This is a genomic window from Hyphomonas oceanitis SCH89 (assembly GCF_000685295.1).
GTDB classification, from domain to species: domain Bacteria; phylum Pseudomonadota; class Alphaproteobacteria; order Caulobacterales; family Hyphomonadaceae; genus Hyphomonas; species Hyphomonas oceanitis.
Genome location: NZ_ARYL01000094.1, coordinates 1 through 2,693, shown reverse-complemented (window position 1 = coordinate 2,693; position 2,693 = coordinate 1). Strand labels below are relative to the sequence as shown.

General features: G+C 53.0%; 2 protein-coding genes and 1 pseudogene. 2 read left to right on the top strand and 1 reads right to left on the bottom strand.

Features of this window, described 5'->3' with window-relative positions; all coding sequences use genetic code 11:
- Together HOC_RS22610 and HOC_RS20275 are read left to right on the top strand one after the other, a co-directional pair.
- Window positions 1-340, top strand: a pseudogene (locus HOC_RS22610) (HNH endonuclease); the annotation flags it as partial.
- Window positions 334-1,539 carry a DNA cytosine methyltransferase gene (locus HOC_RS20275; protein WP_035542307.1) on the top strand — a complete coding sequence of 402 codons (1,206 nt, stop codon included), beginning with the start codon at window positions 334-336 and terminating at the stop codon, window positions 1,537-1,539. The pseudogene HOC_RS22610 and the gene HOC_RS20275, both read left to right, overlap by 7 nt.
- 121 nt (window positions 1,540-1,660) lie before the next feature.
- On the opposite strand, the gene HOC_RS20270 is transcribed toward HOC_RS20275, so the two are convergent.
- Window positions 1,661-2,521, bottom strand: coding sequence for a GIY-YIG nuclease family protein (locus HOC_RS20270; protein WP_035542304.1), 861 nt, complete (start codon window positions 2,519-2,521; stop codon window positions 1,661-1,663).
- Window positions 2,522-2,693 lie beyond the last annotated feature (172 nt).

Below are 2,693 nucleotides of genomic sequence, written 5' to 3'. Positions count from 1 at the left end.
GAATTTACACCAAGTCCCGGGACGCTACCCATTCTTTGCGGCCAACCCGGGATCTGAATGCGATTTTTGTGGTGTCGAAACATCAAGCGTCTACCCTTGGACACCAAAAATTCTTGACATGCATCACGTGTTGCCCCTTTGTTCTGGGGCGCGAACTTCAAAAGATGGGACTCTTTTGACCGACTTGGTGGCCAATTGCCCCACCTGTCATAGGGCCGTTCATAGATACTACGACACATGGCTGCGGAACAAAGGGCAGAATGATTTCGCGGATGCGGAAGAAGCGCGTAACGTCTACGCCGAAGCCAAGGCAGAACACAGGAAGGCAGTTAAATGCTGACGTCGAAACTAACAGCAGAGCGGGACGATGATGGATTCATCGCACAAGCAGAGCTTATTGCAACTGCCGATTCTTCTATCGACATCGGGGATCTGCTTGCCCCTGCTGGCAAGACAATCGATGACCTAGTTTACGCCAACTCCCGGACCGTTAGTTGGAAAGGCAAGCGCCCTACTAATCTGAATGATTTTGACAAAGTAGGCGAAGGCATACCCGTTGTTAGCTTTTTTACTGGTTGTGGCGGAATGGACCTCGGCTTTGAAGCCGTGGGTTTTAAGCACACGGCCGCATTCGAATTCAACGAGATATTCTGCAAAACCCTCCGCCTGAACCGACCCCAGTGGAAAGTGTTTGGCCCCCCTTATCACTCGGGTGACGTCTCAAAAATAGACGAAGTAGTGTCCTCACTTTCTTCGATTCTCAAAGCACCCTTTGAGGGCGTATTCGTTGGGGGGCCTCCTTGTCAGCCGTTTTCTATTGCGGCCAACCAGCGGTTTTCAAAGGCAGGCGACAATTTTAAACGTGTGGGCTTTGAGCATGAGAAGAACGGCAACTTGCTATTTGATTTTGTGAACTTGGTCATCGAGTTTTTGCCCACAGCTTTTGTGATAGAGAATGTCCCTGGCCTTCGCGACCTGGATGGTGGCCAACAATTGTCTATAGCGATCGGAAGGCTTGAGCGCGCCGGGTACACGGTCGCAGAACCGAACGTTTACAATGCTGCAGACTATGGAGTTCCGCAGTACCGACAGAGAATGTTTGTTGTCGGATCAAGGAAGCCCGGTGAATTTGCAATGCCAGAGAAAAAACCTCACGTAGGATCAGGTAGTGTTCTGTCAAAGCTGCCATCGAAGAACGCATTCAATCACGACACCCGCAACCATCGAGTTCAGTCCATCAATAGGTATATGCGATTGGACTATGGCCAGCGAGATCAGCTTGGTAGGGTTGATAGGCTAGACCCAACACGCCCCTCCAAAACAGTAATCGCCGGCGGCACCAATGGAGGAGGACGGTCCCACCTACACCCTGAGATACCGCGAACTTTAAGCGTCCGCGAATGTGCGCGACTCCAAACTTTCCCAGACGACTTCAAATTCGTTGGCCCGACGGCAAGACAGTTCACTCAGGTCGGGAACGCGGTTCCTCCGGTACTCGCGGCTGCATTAGCGACACAGTTGGCAAAGTCCTATTTTTGATCGCCTTTTGATCTTGGCTCACGACCTAGCCGATCACGACCTGGCCGATAATGTCGATAGGTTTCTAGCGCGTCCGCAAGAACCAGCATCCAGTGAAACTTGAAATTTTCATAGCTCGCGTTTAGCCGAACAATGGCCGGACGACCTGTTCGTGCCAAGCGCGATCAAGGTCTCGCACTGAACAGTTGAACATCTCGCCACCGATGCTGAACCTGCTGAGTATCTCCTTCAGCAGGTGCTCGAGTTCGTGTGCCTGATCGGATGAACCTGTTCGCTGCGTCATGTGTAGCGACCACGACTCCCCCGTGACCACCGCTGGTATGTTCGTATTGAAGCTCGCCGCCCTGCCTGCAGGGTCGTGGGAGCTGCCGACTTTCCACACATCACGCTTTCCGAACCGGAGGACATAAACATTCCCAAAGTCCCGCTTGACGACATCGAACTCGCGCCTGCCGGGCGACTGTTTTGGCCCTCGGCTCGGAAGCAAGTCGCACTGGTTGTTGAGTATCTCGCGTTCTCGGGCCAGCGCTGCGCTGTGCGGCAATTCTACTTCCATTATGTTCAGCGCCAAGGTCTCAAAATGGTCAGCATCCTTGACGGGTATTGCGCCTTGAGTTGCTGACCTCGGTAGCTGGCGTTCGAACACTTCGGTTAGAAGCGGCTTATCGACAAATTTCCAGGCGCGAGTCATCGGGATGGCGCTAGGATATCGGATGCGGTCACCCTGCATCATCTCGGGCGGGAGTGGCCAGACGGTGACAAAAGAACGGGTGTCCACCGCCCGACGACCTATTTCTGCCATGCCAAGAAGGCGTCCTCGCTCATCCTCAAGTGTTTCCGCGGTCTGGGTGGCAACAAATACTATGCGGTCGCCTGGCGCAGAATCAGCAAGAAGTTTGTCACGATAGGCGGCCAACGAGAACGTTATCGCTGGTACAATCTCCGGCCGGAACCCGTAGAACCTGCTGATGAACAATTTCAACGGTAGACCTCATCTGCTGCCTTCAAAAAGAATGGCGCATACGATTGAGCGACAATCAAGGACCCGGCCAATCGCGCGGGTTCTGCTTCGGTGCTTATTCGGTATTTACCACAGGCAGCCGATCAGCGAACAGTGACAAGCATGCAACAACGCGCTGATTTTACTGAAAATA

What these genes read in the sequence shown, in the direction of transcription:
- HOC_RS20275 (WP_035542307.1), top strand. Translation starts at nt 334, where the DNA reads ATGCTGACGTCGAAACTAACAGCAGAGCGGGACGATGATGGATTCATC.